Origin of the sequence: Pseudomonas sp. B21-056, assembly GCF_026016325.1 — a bacterium.
Lineage (GTDB): Bacteria > Pseudomonadota > Gammaproteobacteria > Pseudomonadales > Pseudomonadaceae > Aquipseudomonas.
The window spans coordinates 2,277,739-2,302,353 of the sequence record NZ_CP087203.1 but is presented as its reverse complement, the minus strand read 5'-3'; the positions used below and the strand labels follow the sequence as shown (position 1 = coordinate 2,302,353).

Annotated in this window: 23 protein-coding genes; 15 read left to right on the top strand and 8 right to left on the bottom strand. The window is 62.3% G+C overall.

Annotation, left to right across the window (positions count from 1 at the left end; all coding sequences use genetic code 11):
• Positions 1–191: 191 nt before the first annotated feature.
• The 6 genes from LOY67_RS10295 (at position 192) to LOY67_RS10270 (ending at position 5,792) form a co-directional block, all read left to right on the top strand.
• The gene (locus tag LOY67_RS10295) at positions 192–653 is read left to right on the top strand and encodes an Lrp/AsnC family transcriptional regulator (RefSeq protein WP_265067056.1); all 462 of its coding nucleotides are present in this window, start codon (positions 192–194) and stop codon (positions 651–653) included.
• A gap of 64 nt (positions 654–717) precedes the next feature.
• Positions 718–1,611: a LysR family transcriptional regulator gene (locus LOY67_RS10290; protein WP_265067055.1), complete on the top strand. Its 894-nt coding sequence runs from the start codon at positions 718–720 to the stop codon at positions 1,609–1,611.
• Positions 1,612–1,760: 149 nt separating this feature from the next.
• Positions 1,761–2,687 carry an AEC family transporter gene (locus LOY67_RS10285; protein ID WP_265067054.1) on the top strand — a complete coding sequence of 309 codons (927 nt, stop codon included), beginning with the start codon at positions 1,761–1,763 and terminating at the stop codon, positions 2,685–2,687.
• Positions 2,688–2,821: 134 nt separating this feature from the next.
• A complete protein-coding gene (locus LOY67_RS10280) occupies positions 2,822–3,784 on the top strand; it encodes a Bug family tripartite tricarboxylate transporter substrate binding protein (RefSeq protein WP_413776175.1) in 963 nt (320 codons plus the stop codon).
• Between the two features lies 1 nt (position 3,785).
• Complete coding sequence (locus LOY67_RS10275; RefSeq protein ID WP_265067053.1) at positions 3,786–4,271, top strand: tripartite tricarboxylate transporter TctB family protein; 486 nt, start codon at positions 3,786–3,788, stop codon at positions 4,269–4,271.
• A 12-nt stretch (positions 4,272–4,283) separates the two neighbouring features.
• Entirely contained in the window at positions 4,284–5,792 is a 1,509-nt protein-coding gene (locus LOY67_RS10270; RefSeq protein WP_265067052.1) for a tripartite tricarboxylate transporter permease, read from the top strand.
• Positions 5,793–5,836: 44 nt separating this feature from the next.
• Here LOY67_RS10270 and LOY67_RS10265 read toward each other — a convergent pair whose 3' ends face one another.
• The gene (locus LOY67_RS10265) at positions 5,837–8,200 is read right to left on the bottom strand and encodes a DNA polymerase II (RefSeq protein WP_265067051.1); all 2,364 of its coding nucleotides are present in this window, start codon (positions 8,198–8,200) and stop codon (positions 5,837–5,839) included.
• Between the two features lie 350 nt (positions 8,201–8,550).
• Here LOY67_RS10265 and LOY67_RS10260 point away from each other — a divergent pair, with 350 nt between their 5' ends.
• The 5 genes from LOY67_RS10260 (at position 8,551) to LOY67_RS10240 (ending at position 12,499) form a co-directional block, all read left to right on the top strand.
• A complete protein-coding gene (locus LOY67_RS10260) occupies positions 8,551–8,991 on the top strand; it encodes a CBS domain-containing protein (protein ID WP_265067050.1) in 441 nt (146 codons plus the stop codon).
• A 71-nt stretch (positions 8,992–9,062) separates the two neighbouring features.
• A complete protein-coding gene (locus tag LOY67_RS10255) occupies positions 9,063–9,659 on the top strand; it encodes a paraquat-inducible protein A (protein ID WP_265067049.1) in 597 nt (198 codons plus the stop codon).
• Between the two features lie 11 nt (positions 9,660–9,670).
• Positions 9,671–10,315: a paraquat-inducible protein A gene (locus LOY67_RS10250; protein WP_265067740.1), complete on the top strand. Its 645-nt coding sequence runs from the start codon at positions 9,671–9,673 to the stop codon at positions 10,313–10,315.
• On the top strand, positions 10,296–11,945 hold the full coding sequence (locus LOY67_RS10245) for an intermembrane transport protein PqiB (protein ID WP_265067048.1): 1,650 nt from the start codon (positions 10,296–10,298) through the stop codon (positions 11,943–11,945). The genes LOY67_RS10250 and LOY67_RS10245 overlap by 20 nt, the downstream gene beginning before the upstream one ends.
• Positions 11,946–11,962: 17 nt before the next feature.
• Positions 11,963–12,499 (top strand): membrane integrity-associated transporter subunit PqiC, encoded by a 537-nt coding sequence (locus LOY67_RS10240; RefSeq protein ID WP_265067047.1) that lies wholly within the window; start codon positions 11,963–11,965, stop codon positions 12,497–12,499.
• 93 nt (positions 12,500–12,592) lie between these two features.
• On the opposite strand, the gene LOY67_RS10235 is transcribed toward LOY67_RS10240, so the two are convergent.
• Positions 12,593–13,222, bottom strand: a complete 630-nt coding sequence (locus tag LOY67_RS10235) for a glutathione S-transferase family protein (RefSeq protein ID WP_265067046.1) — start codon at positions 13,220–13,222, stop codon at positions 12,593–12,595.
• Here LOY67_RS10235 and LOY67_RS10230 point away from each other — a divergent pair.
• Complete coding sequence (locus tag LOY67_RS10230) at positions 13,214–13,969, top strand: phage infection protein (protein WP_320110011.1); 756 nt, start codon at positions 13,214–13,216, stop codon at positions 13,967–13,969. The genes LOY67_RS10235 and LOY67_RS10230 overlap by 9 nt on opposite strands.
• A 68-nt stretch (positions 13,970–14,037) precedes the next feature.
• On the opposite strand, the gene LOY67_RS10225 is transcribed toward LOY67_RS10230, so the two are convergent.
• Positions 14,038–15,132, bottom strand: a complete 1,095-nt coding sequence (locus tag LOY67_RS10225) for a DUF1615 domain-containing protein (RefSeq protein ID WP_265067045.1) — start codon at positions 15,130–15,132, stop codon at positions 14,038–14,040.
• 250 nt (positions 15,133–15,382) lie between these two features.
• On the bottom strand, positions 15,383–16,813 hold the full coding sequence (locus tag LOY67_RS10220; protein ID WP_265067044.1) for a mechanosensitive ion channel family protein: 1,431 nt from the start codon (positions 16,811–16,813) through the stop codon (positions 15,383–15,385).
• 240 nt (positions 16,814–17,053) lie between these two features.
• Between LOY67_RS10220 and LOY67_RS10215 the strand changes: the two genes are divergently transcribed.
• Positions 17,054–17,611 carry a thioesterase family protein gene (locus LOY67_RS10215; protein ID WP_265067043.1) on the top strand — a complete coding sequence of 186 codons (558 nt, stop codon included), beginning with the start codon at positions 17,054–17,056 and terminating at the stop codon, positions 17,609–17,611.
• 247 nt (positions 17,612–17,858) lie between these two features.
• A complete protein-coding gene (locus LOY67_RS10210; protein ID WP_265067042.1) occupies positions 17,859–19,622 on the top strand; it encodes an L-lactate permease in 1,764 nt (587 codons plus the stop codon).
• Positions 19,623–19,759: 137 nt separating this feature from the next.
• Here the strand turns inward: LOY67_RS10210 and LOY67_RS10205 are convergent, their stop codons facing one another.
• On the bottom strand, positions 19,760–20,095 hold the full coding sequence (locus LOY67_RS10205; protein ID WP_265067041.1) for a hypothetical protein: 336 nt from the start codon (positions 20,093–20,095) through the stop codon (positions 19,760–19,762).
• A gap of 263 nt (positions 20,096–20,358) precedes the next feature.
• On the opposite strand from LOY67_RS10205, the gene LOY67_RS10200 reads away from it, so the two are divergent.
• A complete protein-coding gene (locus tag LOY67_RS10200; RefSeq protein WP_265067040.1) occupies positions 20,359–21,015 on the top strand; it encodes a polysaccharide lyase family 7 protein in 657 nt (218 codons plus the stop codon).
• Between the two features lie 26 nt (positions 21,016–21,041).
• On the opposite strand, the gene LOY67_RS10195 is transcribed toward LOY67_RS10200, so the two are convergent.
• The 3 genes from LOY67_RS10195 to LOY67_RS10185 form a co-directional block, all read right to left on the bottom strand.
• Positions 21,042–22,271 (bottom strand): nucleoside permease, encoded by a 1,230-nt coding sequence (locus LOY67_RS10195; protein WP_265067039.1) that lies wholly within the window; start codon positions 22,269–22,271, stop codon positions 21,042–21,044.
• 83 nt (positions 22,272–22,354) lie between these two features.
• Entirely contained in the window at positions 22,355–23,371 is a 1,017-nt protein-coding gene (locus LOY67_RS10190; RefSeq protein ID WP_413776204.1) for a sugar phosphate isomerase/epimerase family protein, read from the bottom strand.
• Positions 23,372–23,430: 59 nt separating this feature from the next.
• Positions 23,431–24,606 carry a Gfo/Idh/MocA family protein gene (locus LOY67_RS10185; protein ID WP_265067037.1) on the bottom strand — a complete coding sequence of 392 codons (1,176 nt, stop codon included), beginning with the start codon at positions 24,604–24,606 and terminating at the stop codon, positions 23,431–23,433.
• Positions 24,607–24,615: the final 9 nt, after the last annotated feature.

The following is a 24,615-nucleotide window of genomic DNA, read 5'->3' as shown; positions in this document are numbered from 1 at the left end:
CTATTCCCCTAGAGTGAATGAAAATCTTGATTTTCAGGCTGAAAATGAACTTTTATTGCGTTATCGCAACCCTTGTGGGAGCGAGCCTGCTCGCGATGGCGGTGTATCAATCGGCATGACACACCGCCATCGCGAGCAGGCTCGCTCCCACAGGGACTTTGTGCAGACTGATGTTTTTCAGGTGAGCCTTCATGAACCTCGACCCGTTCGACCATGCCCTGCTGGACGCCATCCAGCGTGACGCCACCACCTCCCAACAGGACCTCGGGGAGCGGGTCAACCTGTCTTCGGCCGCCGTGAACCGGCGCCTGAAGAAACTGAACACCGAAGGCGTCGTCCTGGGGACCGTCGCCCGTGTCGACCCGGCCGCCCTGGGCTACACCTTGACGGTCATCACCGAGGTGGAGGTCGAAAACGAACGCCTTGACCTGCTCGATGCCATGAAGCGCCTCTTTCTCGCCTGCCCGCAGGTGCAGCAGTGCTACTACGTGGCGGGAGAATGCGATTTCGTGCTGATCATGCTGGTGAAGCACATGGAACAGTACACACAGTTGACCCGTGAGCTGTTCTTCGAAAGCAACAACGTCAAGCGCTTCAAGACGCTGGTATCGATGAGCAACATCAAGTCCGATCTCTACGTTCCTATCTCGTGAACGATCAAGACCTTGCACTACGCCGGTGTTGTGCTGGCGGTCATCCAACCAGGAGCGAATCACAATGTCCCTACGAGCACTGCGCACCCTGGTCGCCATCGCCCGGCATGGTTCATTTGCACGAGCCGCCGAAGCGGTGCACCTGACCCAATCGGCAGTGAGCTTGCATATCAAAGGCCTGGAAGATGAGTTCAACGCGCCGTTGTTCGACCGGTCACGACGCCTGCCGGTGCTCACCGAAGCCGGACACCTGGCGGTGGAACGGGCCAACGAGATTCTTGCGCTGTATGACAGCATCGCCGCGGACGTCGGCGAGAACAGTGAGTTGCGCGGACGCCTGCGCGTCGGGGCGATCCACACCGCGTTGGCCGGCATACTCCCAGCGGCCCTGGCAGCGCTGAGCAAGAGTCATCCGCATCTGCGCATCAACGTGATGTCCGGGATGTCAGCGGAACTGGCGACGCGGGTCGAAGCCGGTGAACTGGACGCTGCCGTGACTACCCAACCGGTCAAACCCCACCCCTACGGGCTGGTGAGTACACCGCTGTACCAGGAGGCTTTCTGGATCATCGCGCCCCCGCACCTGAAAGATCTGCCCCTGAGACAGCTGCTCCAGGAGCAGCCTTTCATCCGCTTTGACCGGCGGGCATGGGCAGGACGAAGCATCGAGCGGGAACTGCGTCGCATGCGCCTGCGGGTCCAGACAACCATGGAGCTGGACAGCCAGGAAGCAATTATCCATATGGTTTCAAGCGGGCTTGGCGTGGCCGTGGCGCCCCTGTCAACGCAAGATCTCGAACGCCTGCACGACTTGGACATACGGCCATTCGGAGAACCACAGAGTTTGCGTCAAGTGGTCCTGCTTGAACGCGAGGACCGCCCCGTCGCGCGCTTGGCAGCGGCCCTGGCACAAGCGATTCGCGCCTGCCGGAACGACCCCGCGACTGATGAGAAATAATTGACCATCGATCAATTTATTATCGTTTTTTATTCACCCTCCCTCGAAGGAATAATGCAAAACCCCGTGGCGAGGGGATTTATCCCCGTGGGCTGCACAGCAGTCTCCAGACAGGGCGTTGTTCCTCTGAATTGATCGGTGAATACAAGATGACCCTGGCGTTGCTGCTTGCCCTCTTCCCCATTGCCTTGTTGATCGCATTGGGCGCCTGGCTCAGGCAATCGAATTTCCTGGCCGACAGCTTCTGGCCCCAGGCCGAACGGCTGGGCTATTACGTGTTGTTGCCGTCGCTGTTCGTCCATGGCCTGGCGACCGCCCAGCTCGGTGACGTTCCGGTGGGCGGGATGATCCTCGCGCTGGTGTTGTCGACCGTCACGGTGGCGGTATTGCTGGTGGGGTCGCGAGGGCTCTTTACGGGTAATGACGCAGCTTTCACCTCGGTCTTCCAGGGCGGCGTGCGCTTCAATAACTATGTCGGTGTATCGGCGGCCGCCGGACTGTTCGGTGCATCGGGCATTACTTTGGCAGCGGTGGCCAACGCGGCGATCGTGCCGACGGTCAATATCCTCTGCGTGCTGGTGTTCGCCCGCTTCGGTCCCGGAGGACGATTGCCGGTAAAACTCATCGCCAGGCAATTGGCAACGAACCCGCTGATACTCGCGTGCCTGGCCGGCATCCTCTTGCAAGGGACCGGGATCGGGATACCTCGTGGACCCGAAGCCGTACTCAAGGCACTCGGCCAGGCATCATTGCCGCTGGGCCTGCTGTGTGTCGGTGCGGCCCTGGACCTGAAGACCGCGCGCAGCTGGTTGAAACCGATCGGCATGTCCTCGATCACCAAGTTCCTGATCATGCCGGCCGTCACCTTGATCGCCTGCCGCCTGATCGGCCTGCAAGGCAATGCCGCGATTGCAGTGCTGCTTTTCCAGTCCCTGCCGACCGCATCGTCTTCCTACATCATGGCTCGGCAAATGGGCGGCGATGCCCCATTGATGGCCGGCATCATCGCCGGCCAGACGCTGCTCGCCGCGCTTGCCCTGCCGGTCGCGGTGATTACGCTTTCGTCATGGGTATGACCGCTCCCGCGTGTCCTGCGTACCACTCAAGACGTTGAATCCTCCCGAAATCCAACGGCGCTGCTAGGCTGGATGTACATCGTTGCTGACCATTCAACCGGTACTCACAAAAACAATAATCTCGGGAGAAACCCATGTTCACTACAGTTCGCCAGCTCAGCCGCTACGCCTCCATGGCGCTGGCCATGACCCTCGCCACGTCCGCCCTCGCACTGGACACAGTCAAGTTCATGGCGCCGGGCTCCGTGGGCGGTGGTTACGACCAGACCGCACGGATCCTGGGCAAGGCCCTGATCGAAGCCAAGACAGCCAAATCCGTTACATTCGAGAACAAGGGCGGTGCCGGAGGCACATTGGGTCTGGCGCAGTTCGCCAACAGCACCAAGGGCGATGCCAATGCGTTGCTCGTGGTAGGGGCGATCATGGTCACCGCCGTGGAGCAGAACAAACCGCAAATCACCCTGAAGGATGTGACGCCCATCGCCCGGCTTTTCACTGAATACAACGTGCTTGCCGTCCGCCAGGACTCGCCCTACAAGAATCTGGATGATCTGCTGAAGGACTTCAAGGCCAACCCCTCCAGTATCAAGTGGGGCGGTGGTTCCAAGGGATCGATCGATCACATCGGCATCGCTGAACTGGCGGGCAAGATGGACGTCCCGGTCAACCAGGTGAACTACGTCGCTTATGCCGGGGGTGGTGAAGTCGTTGCCGCGACCTTGGGCGGGCACATCACCGTCATTACGGGTGGTTACGCCGAACTGGCGAAGTATGTCCAAGCCAAGCAGTTCCGCTTGCTGGCCATTGGCGCCCCCAACCGTGTCGAAGGCATCGACGCACCGACCCTCAAGGAAAGTGGCTATGACGTGATCATTGGCAACTGGCGGGGTGTCTACGGTGCGGCGGACCTCACGCCGGCACAGCGCCAGGAGGTCACCGACGCGGTTGTGGCCGCGACCCACAGTGATGTCTGGCAGAAAAACATCAAGGACAATGCCTGGACCCAGAGCATTCTGACCGGCGACGAGTTCGGTAAATTCGTCGAAGAGGAACATGCGCGCCTGCACGCCATGCTGGTCAAGGTCGGGCTGCTTTGACATGGACCGCGCACGCACAGTATTGCCGACACAGCTGGCAATCGGCGTCGGGGTGATCGCCATCGGCGTGATCCTGGCCATCGGCGCTTTGCGATTTCCACCCGAGATGGGCTTCGTCATCCTCGGCGCCCATGTCTACCCCTGCGCCGTCGCCGCGTTCCTGGCAGGCGTGGGTGCCGTGCTGAGTTACCAGGCGATCACGGGCGGCTTTCGTGAGCTGGCGGGCAATGGTGACGGCGTACTGCCCAACGGCAAGTGGGGAGCCGCCTGGGTGACAGCGGGCATCGTGGCGATTGCATTGCTGATCAATGTGATCGGATTCGTGCTGGCCGCCGCCCTGCTATTCGCCTGTTCGGCGCGGGGGTTCGGCAGCCGCCATCCATTGCGTGACCTCGCCATCGGCATCGCGCTGACGTTGCCGATCTACTGGTTGTTCAATGCCGGGTTGGGTGTCGCCCTTCCGCCCCTCATCAATGCCTGGATCTGAGGAGATAACGCCGTGGACATTCTCTTGAGCCTGGCCGCGGGTTTTGCTGCGGCGCTGGATCCGGTCAATTTGTTATGGGGCTTCATCGGTTGCCTGCTGGGCACCGCCATCGGGGTCTTGCCGGGCATCGGGCCGGCCCTGACGGTGGCCCTGTTGCTGCCGATTACCGCCAAGGTCGACCCTACCGGCGCCCTGATCATGTTCGCCGGAATCTATTACGGCGCACAATTCGGCGGCTCGACCACTTCCATTCTGCTCAATACCCCAGGCGAGTCGTCATCGATGATCACCGCCCTGGAGGGTAATCTCATGGCGCGCAACGGCCGCGCGGGGCCTGCCCTGGCAACGGCCGCCATCGGCTCGTTCGTGGCCGGCACTGTCGCCACCGTGCTGCTGACCCTGTTTGCGCCGCTGGTGGCAACATTGGCGCTCAAGTTCGGGCCGGCGGAATACTTCGCCATCCTGGTGTTGTCGTTCACCACGGTATCGGCGGTGCTGGGTGCTTCCATGTTGCGCGGGTTCGCGTCCCTGGGCATCGGGCTGACCATTGGCCTGATCGGCCTGGACTCGACGTCGGGAATCGCCCGCTACACCCTGGGCGTGCCGGAGTTGGTCGATGGCATCGAAGTAGTATTGGTGGCGGTCGGCCTGTTTGCCGTGGCCGAAGCCTTGTACAGCCTGCTCTATCAGAAGGAAGAAACCGTCGGGCGGCACCGGATGACCTCGTTATGGATGACCCGCGCAGATTGGAAACGCTCCGTTCCCGCCTGGATAAGAGGCACGCTGATCGGCTTTCCCTTTGGCTCCATCCCGGCTGGCGGCGCGGAAATCCCGACGTTCCTGTCCTATTCGGCAGAGCGCAAGCTGAGCAAGCACCCGCAGGAGTTTGCCGCCAGCAAGGGCCAGGGGGCCATCGAAGGCGTGGCCGGTCCTGAAGCGGCCAACAATGCCAGTGCCACGGGCTCACTGGTGCCGCTGCTGACCCTCGGCATCCCCACTTCGGCGACGGCGGCGATATTGCTGGCGGCGTTTCAGAACTACAACCTGCAGCCGGGCCCAATGCTGTTCCAGACTTCGAGCGAGCTGGTCTGGACCCTGGTCGCCTCGCTATACATCGGCAACCTGATCCTGCTGGTGTTGAACCTACCCTTGGTGGGGCTCTGGGTGAAGCTGCTGCAGATTCCCCGGCCCTATCTCAATGCCGGGATCCTGGTATTTGCCTCCATCGGCGTGTATGGCATGCGTCATTCCTCGTTCGACCTGATGCTGATGCTGGCCATCGGCTGGGCCGGCGTACTGATGCGCCGTTTCGACTTCCCCGTCGCGCCGGTGATCGTCGGCATGCTGCTGGGGCCGATGGCGGAGAAACAGCTGCGCAACGCGCTATCCATCAGCCAGGGAGACTGGACGGTGTTCCTGACACAGCCCATTTCGGCCACGGTCCTTGGGCTGACATTGCTGGTGCTGGTAGTGCCTCACCTGCTGCATATGCGCGGGATCAGGTTGCAGGAGGACGATTGAACCCCGGCGCGGACCGACACGACCTGCTCGCCTGCGCCCCCCCCTCAGAACAACCCCATCTGGCCCCCGATCAACGTCAGGAAATCATCCCCGACGAAGGGCAGGATCGCATCTGCCACTGGCTGTAGCTGTTTGCTCACGTAGTGGTCGTAGTCGATGGCGGCGCTGCGGGTTTCCAGCGGCTCGGGCCCTGCGACAGTGATGACGTAGCTGATCCAGCCACCGTTCTGGTATTGCCGAGGCCGGCCCTGGCGCTGGTTGAACTCGTCGGCAATCCGCGCCGCGCGCACATGGGGTGGGACGTTGCGCTCGTAGTCATCCAGCGGTCGGCGCAGGCGCTTGCGGTAGACCAGTCGATCATCGAACGCTCCGGCGAGGGTCTGGTGGACATAGTCGCGCAGGTAATCCTGGTAAGGCTTGCGATGGAAGATTCGCTCGTACAGTTCCTGCTGGAATTGCCGGGCCAGCGGCGACCAGTCGGTGCGCACGGCTTCAAGCCCCTTGTAGATGATCTCGTCGCTGCCGTCGGCACGGGTGACCAGCCCGGCGTAGCGTTTCTTGCTGCCTTCCTCGGCGCCACGAATCGTCGGCATCAGGAAACGCTTGAAGTGGGTCTCGAACTGCAGCTCCAAAGCACTCTGCAACCCGAACGTCTCATGCACGTATTCGCGCCACCACTGGTTGACGTGCGCCACCAGTTCGCGACCGATGCTGGCCGCCTCTTCCTGGCCGTGGGCCCGGCGCAACCAGACGAAGGTGGAGTCGGTGTCGCCATAGATCACCACATGCCCGCGGGCTTCGATCAACTGCCGGGTCTGCTGCATGATCTGGTGGCCGCGCAAGGTGATGGACGAGGCCAGCCGCGGATCGAAAAAGCGACAGCCGCTGGAACCGAGCACACCGTAGAAGGCGTTCATGATGATCTTCAAGGCCTGGGACAACGGCGCGTTGTGTTCGCGCTTGGCGGTTTCCCGGCCTTCGGCAACCCGGGCCACGATGGACGGCAGACAATGGCGGGTGCGCGAGAACCGTGCGCCGCGAAAGCCCGGCACCGACTCGCTGTCGTCCGGGTGGCGCAGACCTTCGATCAGGCCCACCGGGTCGATGAGGAACGTGCGAATGATCGACGGATACAGACTCTTGTAGTCCAGCACCAGGACCGACTCGTAGAGTCCGGGCTGGGAGTCCATGACAAAGCCGCCCGGACTGGCCTGGGGCGGACGCTGGCCAAGATTCGGCGCAACGAACCCCTGGCGGTGCATCAGCGGCATATACAAATGCGTGAAGGCCGCCACCGAACCACCGCTGCGATCCGCCGGCAGGCCGGTCACGCTGGCCCGCTCCAGCAGGAACTTGAGCAGCTCGGTCTTGGCGAAGATCCGCGTCACCAGCTCGCAGTCCTTGAGGTTGTAGCGGGCCAGGGCCGGCTTGTCCTCGGCGAACATGCGATTGATCTCGTCCATGCGCTGGTAAGGGGTGCCGATGGCCTTGCCCTCCCCCAACAGCGTCTGGGCGACGTTTTCCAGGCTGAACGAAGGAAAGCTCCAGGTGGCCGAGCGCAGGGACTCGATGCCGTCGATGATCAACCGACCGGCCGCCGCGGCAAAAAAATGGTTGTTGCGCGCACCGTGCTCGCGCCACTGCATTTCTTCTCCGCCCCGCCCCAGGCGCAACGGCACGGCCAGCCGCCGGGCATGCTCGTGCAGCACGCGCAGATCGAACTGCACCAGGTTCCAGCCGATGATCGCGTCGGGGTCGAACCGGGCGAACCAGTCGTTGAGCTTCTTCAGCAGCAGCGTGCGGGAATCACAGTATTCGAGCTGGAAATCCACGCCGCTGTCGTCGCCATTGGGTGGGCCGAGCATGTACACCTGACGCTCGCCGCAGCCTTCCAGGGCGATGGAATACAGTTCGCCCTGGGCCGTGGTCTCGATGTCCAGGGACACCAGGCGCAACGCCGGACGGTAGTCGGGAGCCGGTTTCATCTGGGCGTCCAGCAACAGACCGTCGGTGCCCGGCGTACCACTGAACCAGACCGGCGCGGTGATGAAGCGCTCCATCAGGTAGCGCTCCGGTGGCCGGATATCGGCCTCGAACACCTCCACGCCGGCCCGACGCAGGGTCGTGTCCAGGCGCATCAGTTGAGCGTGTTGGCGGCAATACAGGCCCAGCACCGGTCGATGCTCGAAATCCAGCAGGTCGAGGGGGCGCAGTTCGATGTCCTTCTCCCCTTGCAGCAGAGCCTCGACCTGGCCACGCTGCAGCTGCGGCACGAACGCCACCGACGGCTGCACCGCCAGCCGCACACGCCGGGGCCCAGCGTCCGTCGCCAGCCAGAATTCCACTTCGGTGCCCGCCGGCGTATCGCGCCAATGCCGGGTCAGGACGAAGCCCTGCTGTAAATCCACCGCTGTGACCTCGAATCTTGGGTAAGGGGTGATTCTACCCGCCATCTCTCAGGGAAACAGTGAACCTGTGTGGCGAGGGGATTTATCCCCGCTGGGCGTTGTAGGAGCTGGCGAAGCCTGCGATCTTTTGATCTTTCGCTTGGGATTCAAGCGTCAATGGAAAGATCGCAGCCTCGTTGCACTCGACAGCTCCTACAACGCCGAGCGGGGATAAATCCCCTCGCCACAATGATAAATTCGCTGCAATGGCGTTTTTGGACGACTGACCGCCGTTTTACCGCTTGCCCTGCGCCGCTGGGTCTACGATTCTTTAACAACACCTGCAAAAAACACCCCCGAGGCCCCTCCCAATGAAAACCGTCGCGCAGTTGCTCCGGATGAAGGACGAGAAGAACCAACATGTGCACACCATCTCACCGGACGACATGGTGTTGCAGGCCCTGATGCGCATGGCCGAGAAAAACGTCGGCGCCTTGCTGGTGGTGAAGAACGATGAAGTGCTGGGGATCATCAGTGAGCGCGACTATGCGCGCAAGATGGTCTTGCACGGTCGCTCGTCGGTGGGCACGAAAGTCAGCGACATCATGGTATCCCCGGTGATTACCATCGATCCGCACCAGACCGTCGAGACCTGCCTGAGCATCATGACCGAAAAGCACCTGCGGCATTTGCCGGTGGTGGAAGACGGCAAACTCGTCGGCCTGCTCTCCATCGGCGACCTGGTCAAAGAGGCCATTGCCGAACAGGCGGACCTGATCCAACAACTGGAGCAATACATTCGCGGCGAATGATCGGCTCGTCAGGTTTGCTCATTCCCAACCCACTTCTATATTGAAGGGGTTGTCCCTGCCCGAGCACCCTGATGGCCGACGCCGAGCGATTGATCATTTGCGAACATTGCGATGCGGTGTACGAGCCGATGGAGCTCGTCCCGCATCAGAAAGCCTTGTGCGTGCGATGTGGCGCGGTGATCCAGCGCTATGACGGCCTGACCATCGAAAAACGCCTGGCCTTGAGCGTGACGGCGGCGGTGCTGTGGGCCTTCGCCAACGTCTATCCAGTGATGAGCATCCGCTTCCAGGGCCTGAGCAACAGCGCCACCCTGTGGGATTCCATCGTGGCCCTGAGCCAGGGACCGATTACCTTCATCGCCCTGGTGGCGGCGGTGGCGATCATCATCGCACCGGTCCTGCAATTGGCACTCCTGCTCTGGGTGCTGAGCCATGCCCACGCCAACCGCCGGGCCCCGGGGTTCAATCTGTGCATGCGCAGCCTGGAAACCCTGCGGCCGTGGAGCATGCTGGAAGTCTGCCTGCTGGGCGCGTTGGTGGCGGTGATCAAACTCGCCGGGATGCTCGACGTGCTGCCGGGCATCGGCCTGTTCGCCCTGGCGGCCTTGAGCCTGCTGATGATCCGGATTGCCGGGCGCGACGTGCGTGACCTGTGGAGCCGCCTGTGAACAGCGAACCGCTGGCTACCCCGCCGCTGGCCGGTGATCTGAACCTGTGCCTGTGCCACGGTTGTGGCCTGGCCTGTGACATGACCGACGAGCCCGCGACCTGCCCGCGCTGCGACGCTACCCTGCACCGGCGCAAACCCGACACCCTCACCCGCACCTGGGCCTACATGCTGGCCGCACTGGTGTTCTATATTCCGGCCAACCTGCTGCCGGTGATGAACACCCGGATGCTCGGGGACGGCGCCGACAGCACCATCATCAGCGGCGTTATCGAGTTCTGGCGCAGCGGCGCCTGGGACATTGCCCTGATCATCTTCATCGCCAGCATCGCCGTGCCCGGTATCAAGTTCGTGGTACTGACGCTGCTGCTGGTCACCGTGCAACGCCGCAGCACCTGGGCCCAGCTCCAGCGGGCGAAACTGTACCGGCTGGTGGAAGTCATCGGCTACTGGTCGATGCTCGATGTGCTGGTGGTGGCCCTGGTGGCGGCGCTGGTGAAGTTCCAGGCACTGAGCGATATCGAACCGCGACCGGGAATCCTGTTTTTCGGCCTCGTCGTACTGTTCACCATGCTGTCGGCCATGAGTTTCGACCCACGACTGATCTGGGACACGCCACCCTCCGAGGAGACCATGGATGAAGTCGCAAGCCACTGACGGACCGCAACCCGCACCGGGTCGCGCCCACGTCACCACCCGCCGCTGGTCGGTGTCGCTGGTGTGGATCGTGCCGATCATCGCGGTGCTGGTGGGCCTGTCCCTGGTGGTCCACAACTGGCTGCAGGAAGGCCCGACCATCACCATCACCTTCAAGACCGGCGAAGGCCTGACCGCCAACAAGACCGCGGTGAAGTACCGCAACGTGGTCATCGGCCAGGTCACCGACGTGCAGTTGAGCGACGACCAGAAGAACGTCACCGCCACGGTCAAGCTCGCCAAGAACGCCGACACGTTCACCCATGAGGACTCGGTGTTCTGGGTGGTCCGGCCGCGTATCGGCGCCGGCGGCATCTCCGGGATCGACACATTGCTGTCCGGGGACTTCATCGGCGCCGACGCCGGGCATTCGAAGGTGCGCGCCAAGTCGTTCACCGGCCTCGAGGCTCCACCGCCGATCACCTACGGTGAACCAGGCAAGCGCTTTACGCTGCACTCCCAGGACCTCGGTTCGCTGGACATCGGCTCGTCGGTGTACTTGCGCAAGATCCCGGTGGGCCAAGTGGTGTCCTACGCCCTGGACGCCGACGGCAAGGGCGTCAATATCGAGGTCTTCATCAACGCACCGAACGACGTCTACGTCACCGAGAACACCCGGTTCTGGAACGTCAGCGGCGTGGATCTGAACGTCGGCGCCAATGGCTTCGCAGTCAGGACCGAATCGCTCTCGGCCTTGCTGGTCGGCGGCATCGCGTTCAGGGCACCGGAATACAGCCCCAACGACACGCCGGCGGCCGAAGACAAGAGCTACGAACTGTTCGCCGACCAGCAAAGCGCCCTGGCCCCGCCCAGTGGCAAGGCGCAATACCTGGCGCTGCGTTTCGATCAGGCATTGCGCGGTTTGAAGGTCGATGCGCCGGTAGAATTCCTCGGTGTAGAGGTGGGCAGGGTCGTGGCCATCAACCTGGATTTCGACGAGAAGCAGCGCAGTTTTCCGGTCAACGTCGGCGTGGTGATCTACCCCCAGCGCCTGGGCAAAGCCCACGAGAAACTGCTCAAGACGCTCAATCATGACCCGGAAGACGAAGCCGCCTCGGCCCGCCTGATCGGCAGTTTCGTCGAGCGCGGCCTGCGCGCCCAGGCCCGTAGCGGCAGCCTGTTGACCGGGCAGTTGTACATCTCGCTGGATTTCTATCCCAAGGCTGAAAAAGTCGCGTTCGACCCCGCCGCCCGCCCGGTCCGCATCCCGACCATCCCCGGCAGCCTCCAGCAATTGCAGGAGCAACTGCAATCGGTGGTCGAGCGGATCAACAAGCTGCCGCTGGAAAGCATCGCCAGCAACCTGGATGGCAACCTCGTGGAGTTGCGCAAGGGCCTGAAGCAATTCAACGGCAAGACCCTGCCGGGCGTGCAGAACACCTTGCAAGACGTCAGCAAGACCCTGCAATCGGCCAACGCCACCCTGGCCGAAGACTCGCCACAGCGCGAACAACTGACCCAGACCCTCGACGATCTCGGCCGCATGTCACGCTCGCTGCGTGAGCTGTCCGACTACTTGAGCCGCCATCCCGAATCGCTGCTGCGCGGTCGTCCCAAGGACGCCCCTCTCACATTCCCGGTGAAAGAATGAACACAGGAGCACGCGCCATGCCGCCGATGCTGAAATTCACGCTGCTCGCCGTGGCGCTGCTGCTCGGCGCCTGCCGCAGCGATCCGATTCACTACCACACCCTGAGCCCGGCCCAACCGACGGCCAAGCCGCCCTCCAGCGTCGACATCCGGGTCGAGCAGGTCAGCGTCCCGCCTCAGGTGGATCGCCCCCAGATGGTCATTCGCCAAGGCAACAGCGGGTTGGCAATCCTGGAAACCGAATGGTGGGGCGCCAGCCTGGCGGATGAGCTGCGCAGCAGCCTGGAGGAACAACTGAGCAATCCCGGCGCGCCGAAGGTACTGCTGCGGGTGGACGTCCAGCGCTTCGACTCGGTCCCCGGCCAGTACGCGCGCATGGACGTGCAATGGCGCCTGCGCAACCTGAACGACGAAGCCCACGCCTTCACCTGCCGCAACCTCCTGCAGACGCCTGCCGGAAACACCCTCGATGAACTGGTGATGGCGCATCAGAACAATGTCCGGCAATTCGTCGACCTCATCGTCCAGGCCGCCCGTCAAAAGGCATGCCCCTGACCCCTGTAGGAGCTGCCAAGCGCAGCGAGGCTGCGATCTTGCCCCAGACAATTGAGTCCCAAGCGAAAACGCGGCCCGAGCCTGCGGCAGCTCCTACGAAGGCCAATGCAGTGACAGCACCGGCTCAACACGTGGATGCCGGTCGATGCGCTCCAACACAGCATGGAATTCCGGCCGCGCGCTGAGCATCGCCTCGCGCGTTCCGGACCACTTGGTGATCACCGCCGCCAGGATGTCCAGCGCTCCCGGCTCGGTGCCGCTGAAGAATGGTCGCGCCGGAAACTGATCGGCAAACAACACCCAGTTTCGATACAAGCGTTGCTTCGTGCCGGACACCAATTGCTGCCGGATCGCCTCATCCGCCTCGGCCAGCCAGCGCTCGGGAAAATCGATGATGCCGATGGGCGTGTAGCAATTGGCGGCAATATAAACCAGGCCCCGTATGGCTTGCGCTCGCAGGACAGGGTCCTCGGGCAGCAATTTCGATTCCGGATAGGCCAGCCCGAGGTGAATCAGGATGGCCGCAGATTCAGTCAGCACCGAGCCGTCCGGCAACTGCAAGGTCGGGACCTGTTTCTGGGGATTCAACGCCTCAAGCTCTTTCGCCGCGTCATTGTCTTCGGTCGAATAGGCATCGACCCGACGATAAGGCACACCACATAAGCACAGGGCAATCTCCACGGCCGAAGAACCGGATTGCCGGTAACCCAATAAATGAAACATAGCCTGCCTCCCGGGAAGGTTCAGTCGATAGAGCTCCGAGGACGACCGATGTTCCACTCCGGGGACGACCTGCACATCGACCGACCAGTTATCACCGCCATCGATGTTCACCATCACGTCAATGAAGTTCTCATGATGACTGCCCGACGCAACAATGGCCCCACACAAACCCACTACACCCCGGAGCACACCATCATGAAACGCCAAATCATCCTCAGCCTCGCTTTCTCGGTTCTGGCAGCCAACGTATTCGCCGCTTCCTCCCACCCGGTCGTTGCCGAAGGTGGTTCTGATCGACTGATCGAAAACCGCGTCGCTGAAGGTGGTTCCGATCGTCTGATCGAAAACCGCGTCGCTGAAGGTGGTTCGGATCGTCTGATCGAAAACCGCGTCGCTGAAGGTGGTTCCGATCGTCTGATCGAGAACCGCGTCGCTGAAGGTGGTTCCGATCGTCTGATCGAAAACCGCGTCGCCGAAGGTGGTTCCGATCGTCTGATCGAAAACCGCGTCGCCGAAGGTGGTTCCGATCGTCTGATCGAAAACCGCGTCGCTGAAGGTGGTTCCGATCGTCTGATCGAGAACCGCGTCGCTGAAGGTGGTTCGGATCGTCTGATCGAGAACCGTGTGGCTGAAGGTGGTTCCGATCGTCTGATCGAGAACCGCGTCGCCGAAGGTGGTTCCGATCGTCTGATCGAGAACCGTGTGGCTGAAGGTGGTTCCGATCGTCTGACCCAGAACCGCGCATGACTTGCCACCCTGCTCTGCCCGACAAAAGCCCGGCCTATCCGCCGGGCTTTTTTCATGCTCGCTGTTCGCTACCGTCCCGCCGACCGTGCCATGCATCGCTGATAACGCTCATCCACCCGCTTGGCAAACCATGCCGTGGTCAGCTTGCGGGTGATTTTCGGGCTCTTGAGTACGATCCCCGGCAACACCGCACGGGGCAATGGCTTGCCCTCGGCCTTCTCAGCCAGCTCGAACACACGCTTGTAGAGTTTGCTGTCCTCGAACGCCAGGCTGTCGCCCTGCTCCAACTGATCGCGCATGGTCGGATTGCGCATTCCCAACGTTTTTCCCAGGGTGCGCACCGCCAGCTCAGTGCTGCCGGGCATGATGGAATCATGCAGGATCAAATCACCATCGAGCGCGAGGGAAATGCCTGAGGCGCGACTCACGGCATGCTGGAATGCCGCGTTGCGGCTGGCGTACCAACCGGCATTGAAATCGGCAAAGCGATACAGCGGCTCGGTGTAGCTCACCGGATACCCCAACAAATGCGCAATGCCGAAATACATCCCACCGCGACGGCTGAACACTTCCTGGCGAATCGAACCCTCCACTGCGTAAGGATAATTTCGGGCATTGGCCTGGGCGAAGGCGATACTGACCTGCATCGGTCCACCGGTGTGCACCGGGTTGAAACCGTCGAACAGCGTCTTGCCCAGCGGCACCATGCCAATGAAATCATCGAAGATGCCGCTCAGCTCCTTCTCACTGCGCACCGCGGCAAGCCGGTCGCTGTAGCTTTTGCCATTGGACGAACGCACCTGGAGCGCGCCGCTGACCAATATTGCGGGAATATGCAGCTTCGCCGCACGGCGATCGATTTCCTGCCGGGCAATCTTGCCCAGTCCCGGCACCGCGGGATCGGCCTGGAATGTCGACTCCTGCTCGGCGACAGCCAGGACCGAACAGATATTCTGCGTCGTGGGCGGGATCTGCTGTGCGGCAAACGCCACATAGATGTCCGAGGCCCAGCCTTCGCGATCCGCGGTCCTGGCCGGCAACAACCGCACAATCTGTGCCTTGACCTCGGCAGGCTGGCGCTCAGGCTCCTGGGCCTGACGACTGCCGCAACCGGCCAGGACCAGCAACGCCGGGAGAATGAACAACCATCGATTGAAAGGCATAGGGCTCCATCAGGTGTGTACTCCAGAGCACCATACGATCAAAAGCAGGGACAGGCTATGTTCCGTCGCCCAGCACGCGGACAAACCCGATTTAGCAACCACCAGAAACCCAGTGTGGGAGCGAGCCTGCTCGCGATAGCGCCAGTTCAACCAACTTCGATGTCGACTGACACAGCGCAATCGCGAGCAGGCTCGCTCCCACAAGGGATTTGCGGCGGACACGAAACCTGCGACCGCCTCAGTTTCAGGGTCACCTGTGCTTCAGCCATTGCAGAAAACGGTTTTTCTTGGGCTCCACGACTTTCTGCATCACCACGGTCTCGCGGATTTCCTCGCGTTGCCCCTGCAGGTTGCTCAAGGCGGCTTTCAATTCGCCGAGGTGCACCAACTCCTGGCACAGGGCGGCTTTTTCTATGCGAAACAGCCGTCCGCTGGTGATGCTGCGGAATTCGCCCCGTGACGGATTGGCGGCCAGGATTCCTTCCTCGCCCAGGATTTCCCCTGGCCCCAGGCGCCCGGCCTCGATCATTTTCTCGCCGTCGTGGATCGAAACGGAAACCACACCACTGCTGATGATCATCAGGCAATCGGCTATCTCGCCGAACGCCAGGATCACCTCATCGGCCTGATAATCCACCGTGGCCATGTCGTCGGCGAGTCGTTCGCGCTCGTCGTTATCCAGCGAACGGAAAATACGCACGTCCTCCAGCAACTGCCGCTGGCGGCTCCAGGGCTGGGTGCCCAGGCCGGTGCCCCAGATGATGCCGGAGGCTTCGAGGTGACGATGGGCGAGGTCGAACATCAGGTTGCAGACTTCCGTCTTGTGCCTGGCCGACGCGATGAAGCCCTTGAGTTCATATTCGGTGTATTCCAGATGAGAAGCCTTGACCGAGGCCTTGGCGGAGAACGCCGGCAGCAGCGCCCGGGTGCCGCGCAAGGCTTTTTCCAGGGCTTCGATGACGCGACGCGGGCGCACGTGGCTGGGCACCGCGATGCACACACTGACGCCGTGGGCGTCTCCCGGCCGGCTGAAATTGAGCAGGCGCGCCTTGGCCGCCAGGGAGTTGGGCACCACCGCCATGCCGCCCATATCGGTCATCAGGTGTGTCGAGCGCCAATCGATTTCCACCACCCGCCCCTGGGTGCCATCAATGGAGATCCAGTCATCGATCTGATAAGGCTTGGTGGTGTTGAGCACGATGCCGGAAAACATATCGCTGAGGGTGCTCTGCAACGCCAGGCCGACAATGATCGCCATGGCACCGGAGGTGGCCAGCAACCCTTTGACCGGCAACTGCAAGACATACGCCGCGGCACCGATGATGCCGATCAGGAAGATGACCGCGCCCATCAGGTCCTGGAGCAAACGCGCGTTGTGGCCGACCCGGGACAACAGGCCGTTGCCCAGCAGCACCGTCAGGGTCCTGGCCGCGAACAGCCACCAGCCGATGCCCAGCACGGTGCCCATCAGGTTCAGGATCGCATCGTCGGGCCACAGCGGCGGTTGCAGCGGGCTGATGCCGGCGGCGGTCATGACCCAGCAAAACATCACGAAGACGCCGACACGCGCGCACATCCGCAGGTTACGTCGCGAATCGCCGATGAGTTGCCACAGCGCCAGGTCGATCAGGATCAGGATGACGCCACAGACCAGCGGATGATGCTGCACAAACGTGGCCATGACGAACCTCCCCGGCGCATTGCCGGCTGCACTGGCAAAGCACTGTAACGGACAGGCCCACGGCTGGCATTTCTACATCGGTGCTAGCGGCTCATACCTGGGTATGAGCCTGACACAAGGCGATCAAGCACTCAGACATGTCCCAAATGCGCATTTTCCGCGCAAACAGTCATTTACGCACCTGGCCTGGGCCATTCCGCCTGTCTAGAGTGGGCGCTTTTTTCCCCTTCCGGTATTTCCATGAATCTCTGGTTCCGACTGTTACTGATGCTGTTCCGTCGTCCCTGGCGCAAGCCGACGGCGCCCCTGGACACCACCGTGGTACGCATGCGCGTGTGGCCGCTGGACCTGGACCTCAACCGCCACGTCACCAACGGACGCTATTTCACCCTGGCCGACGTTGGCCGCATGGATTACGTGCTACGCAGCGGCGCCTACAAAGTGGCACTGCGCAACCGGGCGGTGCCCATCGTCGGGGATGTCTGGGGCAAGTTCCGGCGGGAACTGAAACTGTTCGAAGCATTTGAAGTGCATACCCGGATGCTGGGCTGGGACGAAAAATGGACCTTCATGGAACACCGCTTCGTCAGCCAGGGGCGTGTGGTCGGAACAGTGATCATGCGTGGCCTGTTCCGCTCGAGCCGGGGCACGGTGGCACCGGGGGAATTCGTCCGCGAACTGGGGCTGGCCGAACAATCGCCGATCATGCCGCAATGGCTGACGGCCTGGTCGCAAAGCTGCGATGGCTTGAGTGTTGAACTTCGACTGGAAGAAGGTGGCCGCACCGACACGCGTTAGCCAGCCCCCCGCTGGGCCTGTAGGAGCTGGCGAAGCCTGCGATCTTTTGATCTTTCCCTTGAGACTCAAGAATCAGGGGAAAGATCGCAGCCTCGCTTCGCTCGACAGCTCCTACAGAGCCAGCGGGAGCAAGCTCCCTCGCCACAGGTGTCCACCCTGCCCCATGCCCTGGCCGATCCGCGCCTATACTCCTCTGCCAATCCCCCCTGGGGCCTGCACTTCCAAGAATAAAAAGCAGAGGTGGAACATGGTCTGGCAACAAGTCTACGATCCCTTCGGTAATGCGGTGCTGTCGACGCTCCTGGCGGCGGTCCCGGTGGTGGTGATGCTGGCGTCCCTGGCGTTCTTTCATATCAAGGCCCACCTGGCGGCGTTGCTGGCCCTGGCCTCGGCCCTGCTGATCGCGATTTTCGCCTTTGGCATGCCGGCTGGCATGGCCGGTTCGGCGGCACTCTATGGCGCGGCCAACGGGTTGCTGCCCATCGGCTGGATTGTGCTCAACATCATTTTCCTGCACCGGCTGACCACCGAAAACGGTTCGTTCAAGGTCTTGCAGGATTCCCTGGCGCGCATCACCGACGACCGGCGCCTGCAACTGCTGCTGATCGCCTTCTGTTTCGGGGCGTTCTTCGAGGGTGCGGCGGGCTTCGGTACGCCGGTGGCGGTGACCGGGGCGATCCTGATCGGGCTGGGTTTTTCACCGCTGGCCGCCTCGGGCCTGGCACTGATCGCCAACACCGCGCCGGTGGCGTTCGGCGCCCTGGGCACCCCTGTCATCACCCTGGCCAAGGTCACCGGGCTGGATGAGATGGAACTGTCGATGATGGTCGGCCGGCAGTTGCCGTTCTTTTCGGTGATCGTGCCGTTCTGGCTGATCTGGGCGTTCGCCGGATGGCGCAAGATGCTCGAGGTCTGGCCGGCGATTCTGGTGGCCGGCGTCAGCTTCGCCATCCCGCAGTTCGTGGTTTCCAACTACCATGGGCCGATGCTGGTGGACGTGATCGCCGCGCTGATTTCCATGGCCTGTCTCACCGGTTTTCTCAAGGTCTGGAAACCGGCCACGGTGCACACTTCCGCGGCATTGTCGGGGCGCCACGACGATTCGAAGATCGACGCCAGCGAAGAACAACAGCCGGTGACCGGCACGGTATTTTCCAGCGACACCCGGCCGGCGGTGCTGCGCGCGTGGATGCCGTGGATCATCCTCACGGTGTTCGTGTTCGCCTGGGGCACCCAGGGCTTCAAGAACCTGTTCGATACCCGCCCGGCAATCGACCCGCAGACCCAGTCGGCCAGACTCGACCCCCAAGGCAAGCCGATGCGCGAGGCGAACCCGCTGTTCTCGCCCATGGTGACCTTCAGCACCCTGCACCAGCAGATCGAGAAAGTCCCGCCGGTGGTGCCGCAACCCAAAACCGAGGAAGCGATCTACAAGTTCAACTGGTTCACCGCCACCGGCAGCGGCATCTTCCTGGCGGCGATTCTCGGCGGGTTGCTGATGGGCTATTCGATTCCACAATTGGTGCGCCAGTACCTGCGAACGTTGTGGGTGGTGCGTTACTCGCTGATTACCATCGTCGCGATGCTCGCACTGGGGTTCCTGACGCGCTATTCGGGTCTGGACGCCACCATGGGCCTGGCCTTCGCCGCAACGGGCATTTTCTACCCGATGTTCGGCACTCTGCTGGGCTGGCTCGGCGTGGCATTGACCGGCTCGGACACCGCCTCCAACGTGCTGTTCGGCGGCTTGCAACGGGTGACGTCAGAGCAGTTGGGCCTGAGCCCGGTATTGATGGCCGCCGCCAACAGTTCCGGCGGGGTCATGGGCAAGATGGTCGATGCGCAATCGATCGTGGTCGCCTCCACCGCCACCCGTTGGTACGGCCATGAAGGGGAAATCCTGCGCTACGTGTTTTTCCACTCGGTGGTGCTGGCGATTCTGGTGGGCGGACTGGTGACGTTGCAGGCGTATGTTGAGCCGTTCAGTCGCATGGTGGTTGGCGGGCATTGACCGGCACGTCTACCGATCATTCCCACGCTCTGCGTGGGAATGCATCCAGTGACGCTCCGCGTCACGCTTTAGAAGCGGAACGCGGAGCGTCCCGGGCGGCGTACCCACGCAGAGCGTGGGTACGATCGAGCTGACCTTTACTGAACGTTCTTCAGCTTGACCACATCCCCGGACACCGACGTGGTGTAGCCGGTCAGGACCCAGGCCCAGAACCAGTCTTCCTGCACCTGGGTGTTGATCATGGCGTCGCCACCCTTGGCCAGGATCGCGGCGGTCTGGGCGCGTACGAAGCGGTTGTTCTGGCGGATCGGGATCACGCCAAACAGCAGCAGGCCGGTGGCCTTCGCTTCACTGTGACCGACAACGGTGTACTGGCTGCTGTCGTACTGCTGGGTCTTCATCGGGGTGCCGGTGCAACCCGCCAGGACCAGGCCGAACAGTGCAGTGGCGACAACTTTGCTGAAACTTTTCATTGACTACTCCATGGGTAAACGCCCGGGATCCGTCTCTCGGGCGGCGCGTACTCTACCCGATTAACATCAAATCGACATTATTTACCCGCAACCCTCATCCCCCCCGCAACGCCCAAGTTAGAGCCACTCGTCAGTTGCCCCTCCAACCTCCTTCAGCGAATCAGCGTCGCGTCGATAACCAGATCATTGCGCCACGGAAGGCAAATACTGCCCTTGCCGGCTGAACCGATATGCACCGGCTGCCCCCGTTGGAGCGCTTGACCATGATTGACCTGACTGTCTGGAACATCACCCTTCCGGTACAAACCCCAGCCCTGACCATTGCGACCAAAGCGGTTCCGACCCTGCGCAACCAGTACTTCACCAACACCGGTGACAAGATCGTGTTCTGGGCCCCCGTAACCGGCTCCCATACGGGCAAAAGCGAGTACCCGCGCTCCGAGCTGCGGGAAACCTCAAAAGACGGCAAGCTGCGCAACTGGCGCTACAACAGCGGCATCAACACCCTCAAAGGCACCCTGGCCGTGAATCAGGTACCTTCGGTCGGTCGCGTGGTCGTCGCGCAGATCCACGCCAAGGATGCGCCCGCCCCGTTGCTGAAACTCGTCTACCGCGTCACCAAGGGGGTCGGCAACCTGGATGTCGAATACCGGGTCAAGCCCAAGGATGCAAAAAGCCCGGTGATGTTCACCGTGCCGAACGTTGCCTTGAACAAAGTCTTCACCTACTCCCTGCAGATGGACAAACAGGGCAAGGTCACCGTGATGATCAACAACCTCGGCAAACAGGTGAAGCTCGACCCGTCCTGGTACGGCTACAACTTCTACTTCAAGGCGGGCGTCTACACCCTGGACAACGTTGGCTATGCCAGCGAAGGCGGGAAAGTGACCTACACCAAGCTGGACGTCAGTCATCTATGACCGACGTCCAGCCCGATGCTTGCCTTTCAGGCCTTTGAAGGAACGGCCGCCGCTTGCCGGCCGCTGAAGGCAACCAGGAAGCAGACGAACACCAGCAGCGCGAACCCGGCCGGGAACAGCCAAATGCTGGTCCAGTCATGACCGCCCGCCTCGGCAAAATGATCGGTGACCTGCCCCGCCACCCGAAAGCCGATCAACATACCCAGGCCATAGGTCGCCAGGGTGATCAGCCCTTGGGCCGAACTGCGCAGGTGCTCCGGCGCCTTGGCGTCGGTGTAGATCTGCCCCGAGACAAAAAAGAAGTCGTAGCAGATGCCATGCAGGGCAATGCCGGCGAACAGCATGAACGCCAGGTCACCGTTGTTGCCGTAGGCGAACAGCAGGTAGCGCAACGCCCACGCCAGCATCCCCACCAACAGTGCCAACTTGATACCGAAGCGCTGGATGAACAGCGGCAACAGCAGCATGAACAGCACCTCGGACACCTGCCCGATGGCCATCTTCGCCGTCGGGTTGGTCATGCCGGTTTCGGCCAGGAACGGGTTGGCGTTCTGGTAATAGAACGCCAACGGGATGCAGATCAGGATCGAAGCGATGAAGAACACCAGATAACTGCGATCCTTCAACAGCCCCAGGGCATCCAGGCCCAGCAGTTGTTTCACGCCACCGCCGGCGTCAGCCTTGAGCGGCGCCGTGGCCGGCAGCGTGAAGCTGTAGATGCCCAGGACAAGCGAGGCAATCGCCGCCATCAGGAAGGTATTGCGCAAGCCGCCCGCCGTAATGGCTTCCCGTGAATCCCAGGCGAACACAAAACTGATCACCACGCCGGCGACGATCCAGCCGAGGGTGCCCCACACCCGCACGCGAGAGAACTCCAGCGCCGGATCGCGCATCTGGCGGAACGCCACGGAATTGACCAGGGCCAGCGTCGGCATGTAGACCACCATGTACGCCAGCACGAACGGATAGAACCCACTGAAGTCCTGCGCCGAATACAGCTGATACAGCAGCACCGCGCCCAGCAGGTGCAACACCGCCAGGATACGTTCGGCATTGAAGTAGCGGTCGGCGATCAGGCCGATCACGAACGGCGCGATGATCGCCCCCCAGGACTGGGTGGAAAACGCCATGCCGATCTGCCCACCACTGGCGCCCAGGGTGCTGGAAAGGAAGGTCCCCAGGGTGACGAACCAGCCGCCCCAGATAAAGAACTGCAGGAACATCATCACGCTCAAGCGTGTGTTCATCGTGGTCATGACAGTCACCGTCTGTTTGTTGTTCTTATCAGAACTGAAGCTTTCCTTCTGTGGCGAGGGGATTTATCCCCTCGCCACAGAGGCTATTTCTGCAACCCAAGCAGCCGCCGATTGGACGCCTCATCCGCCGTCACCCCGGCAAAATCATCGAACGCCTTGCGGGTCTTGCTGATCATGTGCCGCTCGATGAACGCCGCCCCTTCGGCGGCGCCCTGTTGCGAATCCTTCAGACAGCATTCCCATTCCAGCACCGCCCAACCGCTGAAATCGTATTGGGCCAGCTTGCTGAAGATCGATTTGAAATCGACCTGCCCATCCCCCAGGGAACGGAACCGGCCGGGGCGATCCACCCAGCCCTGGTAGCCGCCATACACACCGGAGCGGGCATCGGGGCGAAACTCCGCGTCCTTGACGTGGAACATGCGGATGCGCGCGTGGTAGCGGTCGATGAACCCCAGGTAGTCCATCTGTTGCAGCAGCAGATGGCTGGGGTCGTAGAGAATGGCCGCCCGCGGATGGTGAGCGACGGCTTCCAGGAAACGCTCGAACGAGGCGCCGTCGTGGAGGTCTTCGCCGGGATGGATTTCGTAGCACAGGTCGACGCCGGCTGCCTCGAAGCAATCGAGAATCGGCAACCAGCGCCGGGCCAGTTCGGCGAACCCTTGCTCGACAAGCCCGCTCGGGCGTTGTGGCCAGGGGTACATGTAGGGCCATAGCAGCGCGCCGGAAAACGTCGCATGGGCACTGAGCCCCAGGCGTTGGCTGGCCCGGGCCGCCAGCTTGAGCTGCTCGATGGCCCACTCGGTCCGGGCGTGGGGCTGGCCGCGCAGATGGGCCGGGGCAAAGTCGTCGAACAGTGCGTCGAACGCCGGGTGCACCGCGACCAGTTGGCCTTGCAGGTGCGTCGACAATTCGCTGATCTCGACACCGGCCGCTGCGCAGGTGGCCTTGAGTTCGTCGCAATAGGCCTGGCTGTCGGCGGCCCGGGCCAGGTCTATGTAGCGGCTGCCCAGGGTCGGCAATTGAACGGCTTTGTACCCTTGTGAGGCCGCCCACCGGGCGATGTTCGCCAAGGTGTCGAACGGCGCCTCATCGGACATGAACTGGGCCAGGAAAATGGCCGGCCCGCGCAGGCCGCCCGGTGTTTGATCGGCGGTCTTCACAGCAGCGACTCTCCGGTTTTCAGCGCGGTCCACTTCGCCTCGCCACGATGATTGATAATGGCCGCCTCGATGAACGCCATGCCGCGCAAGCCGGTTTCGATGCCGGGTACGCCAGGCGCATCGGGGCCCTCGATCCGTTCGCGAATGGCCCGGGCGAAATCGCCGTAGAGGTTCGCCATGGCTTCCAGATAACCTTCGGGGTGCCCGGCCGGTAGGCGCATGCGGCGGGTGGCGGCCTCGCACAACCACGGCTGGCCGACACCGCTACGCAGGGTGCCCAGGGGTTTATCGAGAGCGCGATGGATCAGGCTCGACGGTTCCTCCTGACGCCACTCCAGGGCGCCCTTGTCGCCGTAGACGCGAATCTTCAACGGGTTCTCTTCACCGGCGCAGACCTGGCTGGCGATCAACACACCGCTGACGCCATCACTCATGCGCAACAGCATCGCGGCGTCGTCGTCCAGTTGCCGGCCCGGAATATGGGTGCCCAATGCCGCGCAGAGCTGTTCGACGCGCTGCCCGGTCACGAACTCTGCCAGGGAAAATGCGTGTGTGCCGATGTCGCCGATGCAGCCGCCCAGGCCGGACTGCTGGGGATCATCGCGCCAGCCGGCCTGTTTGTTGCCCTGCCCGGCGACGTCCTGGCTGAGCCAACCCTGGGGGTACTCGACCAGCACTTTGCGCACCGTGCCGATCACGCCCGTGCGCACCATCTCCCGCGCCTGCCAGACCATGGGATACCCCAGGTACGTGTGGGCCAGGCCATACAGGCGGCCGCTGCCTTGCAGCACATCCTTGAGCGCGAGCAGCTCAGGCAGGTTCAACGCCGCGGGCTTTTCGCTGAACACATGAAAGCCCACCTTCAACGCCTGGACGGCAATCGGTGCGTGCAAGTGGTTGGGGGTGACGATGACCAGCAGCTCCATGCGCTGGTCCGCAGGCAATGCCGCTTCAGCGTCCAACAACTGCTGCCAGTCGCTGTAGCAGCGGGAAGCGGCCAGCCCCAGGGTGGCGCCGGTTTGCCGATTGTTGCGGGCATCGCGGCTGAACGCGCCGCACACCAACTCGAAACCGCCGTCCAGGCCCGCGGCCTGACGATGGGCCTGACCGATGAAAGCGCCCTCTCCACCGCCCACGAAACCCAGTCTTATTTTCGGTGCCACAGGATTCATCGCGATTCT